General features: G+C 53.8%; 1 rRNA gene. It reads right to left on the bottom strand.

Annotated features, from left to right (window positions below):
* Window positions 1–23 precede the first annotated feature (23 nt).
* Window positions 24–2,954, bottom strand: a 23S ribosomal RNA gene (locus AC4EG4_RS19060).
* Window positions 2,955–2,981: the final 27 nt, after the last annotated feature.

Below are 2,981 nucleotides of genomic sequence, written 5' to 3'. Positions count from 1 at the left end.
TGAAGCGTTCACGATACAATAGTTTGGTTAAGTCCTCGATCGATTAGTATTCGTCAGCTGCACGTGTCGCCACGCTTCCACCTCGAACCTATCTACCTCATCGTCTTTGAGGGATCTTACTTGCTTGCGCAATGGGAAATCTCATCTTGAGGGGGGCTTCGTGCTTAGATGCTTTCAGCACTTATCCCGGCCACACATAGCTACCCAGCGATGCCCTTGGCAGAACAACTGGTACACCAGCGGTGTGTCCATCCCGGTCCTCTCGTACTAAGGACAGCTCCTCTCAAATTTCCTGCGCCCGCGACGGATAGGGACCGAACTGTCTCACGACGTTCTGAACCCAGCTCGCGTACCGCTTTAATGGGCGAACAGCCCAACCCTTGGGACCGACTACAGCCCCAGGATGCGATGAGCCGACATCGAGGTGCCAAACCTCCCCGTCGATGTGGACTCTTGGGGGAGATAAGCCTGTTATCCCCGGGGTAGCTTTTATCCGTTGAGCGATGGCCCTTCCATGCGGAACCACCGGATCACTAAGCCCGTCTTTCGACCCTGCTCGACCTGTACGTCTCGCAGTCAAGCTCCCTTCTGCCTTTACACTCTGCGAATGATTTCCAACCATTCTGAGGGAACCTTTGGGCGCCTCCGTTACTCTTTAGGAGGCGACCGCCCCAGTCAAACTGCCCGCCTGACACTGTCTCCCACCCCGATCAGGGGTGTGGGTTAGAATTTCAATACAACCAGGGTAGTATCCCACCGACGCCTCCTCCGAAGCTGGCGCTCCGGGCTCTCTGGCTCCTACCTATCCTGTACAAGTTGCACCAAAATTCAATATCAGGCTACAGTAAAGCTCCACGGGGTCTTTCCGTCCTGTCGCGGGTAACCTGCATCTTCACAGGTACTATAATTTCACCGAGTCTCTCGTTGAGACAGTGCCCAGATCGTTACGCCTTTCGTGCGGGTCGGAACTTACCCGACAAGGAATTTCGCTACCTTAGGACCGTTATAGTTACGGCCGCCGTTTACTGGGGCTTCAGTTCGCACCTTCGCTTGCGCTAAGCACTCCCCTTAACCTTCCAGCACCGGGCAGGCGTCAGCCCCTATACGTCACCTTACGGTTTTGCAGAGACCTGTGTTTTTGCTAAACAGTCGCCTGGGCCTATTCACTGCGGCTCTCTCGGGCTATTCACCCTACCAGAGCACCCCTTCTCCCGAAGTTACGGGGTCATTTTGCCGAGTTCCTTAACGAGAGTTCACTCGCTCACCTTAGAATTCTCTTCTCGCCTACCTGTGTCGGTTTGCGGTACGGGCACCTCCCGCCTCGCTAGAGGCTTTTCTTGGCAGTGTGAAATCAGGGACTCCGAGGCTAACCTCTTGCCATCACAGCTCAACGTATCAGGAATGGGATTTGCCTCATTCCACGCCTCACTGCTTGGACGTGCACAACCAACGGCACGCTCTCCTTATCCTTCTGCGTCCCCCCATTGCTCAAACGGCGGGGAGGTGGTACAGGAATATCAACCTGTTGTCCATCGTCTACGCCTATCGGCCTCGACTTAGGTCCCGACTAACCCTGAGCGGACGAGCCTTCCTCAGGAAACCTTAGGCATTCGGTGGACGGGATTCTCACCCGTCTTTCGTTACTCATACCGGCATTCTCACTTCTAAGCGCTCCACCAGTCCTTGCGGTCTGACTTCAACGCCCTTAGAACGCTCTCCTACCACGGACATCTACGATGTCCATCCACAGCTTCGGTAATCCGTTTAGCCCCGGTACATTTTCGGCGCAGTGTCACTCGACCAGTGAGCTATTACGCACTCTTTAAATGATGGCTGCTTCTAAGCCAACATCCTGGTTGTCTAAGCAACGCCACATCCTTTTCCACTTAACGGATATTTGGGGACCTTAGCTGGTGGTCTGGGCTGTTTCCCTCTTGACTACGGATCTTATCACTCGCAGTCTGACTCCCAAGCATAAATCACTGGCATTCGGAGTTTGTCTGAATTCGGTAACCCGGGATGGGCCCCTAGTCCAAACAGTGCTCTACCTCCAGGATTCTCAATCTTGAGGCTAGCCCTAAAGCTATTTCGGAGAGAACCAGCTATCTCCAGGTTCGATTGGAATTTCTCCGCTACCCACACCTCATCCCCGCACTTTTCAACGTGCGTGGGTTCGGGCCTCCAGTAAGTGTTACCTTACCTTCACCCTGGACATGGGTAGATCACCTGGTTTCGGGTCTACAACTGCATACTCTGTCGCCCTATTCAGACTCGCTTTCGCTGCGGCTCCGCCTTCTCAGCTTAACCTTGCATGCAATCGTAACTCGCCGGTTCATTCTACAAAAGGCACGCCATCACCCATGAACGGGCTTTGACTACTTGTAGGCACACGGTTTCAGGATCTATTTCACTCCCCTTCCGGGGTGCTTTTCACCTTTCCCTCACGGTACTGGTTCACTATCGGTCACTAGGAAGTATTTAGCCTTGGGAGATGGTCCTCCCGGATTCCGACGGAATTTCACGTGTTCCGCCGTACTCAGGATCCACTCTGGAGGGGCAGGGTTTTCGGCTACGGGGCTATTACCCGCTGCGGCGGACCGTTCCAGGTCGCTTCGCCTAATCCTGCCTTTTGTAACTCCGTATAGAGTGTCCTACAACCCCAAGAGGCAAGCCTCTTGGTTTGGGCTGATCCCGTTTCGCTCGCCGCTACTCAGGGAATCGCATTTGCTTTCTCTTCCTCCAGGTACTTAGATGTTTCAGTTCCCTGGGTCTGCCTTCTCATGTGCTATCAATTCACACATGGATACTGCCCGATTAAAGGCAGTGGGTTCCCCCATTCGGAAATCTCCGGATCACAGCTCACTTACAGCTCCCCGAAGCATATCGGTGTTAGTGCCGTCCTTCTTCGGCTCCTAGTGCCAAGGCATCCACCGTGCGCCCTTTCTAACTTAACCAATGGTCAATTAAAAAGTTGTGGCCAA

The organism is Planococcus sp. TJ-201 (assembly GCF_058268495.1).
The sequence above is the reverse complement of the archived record's forward strand: the minus strand, read 5'-3'. Positions and strand labels throughout refer to the sequence as shown.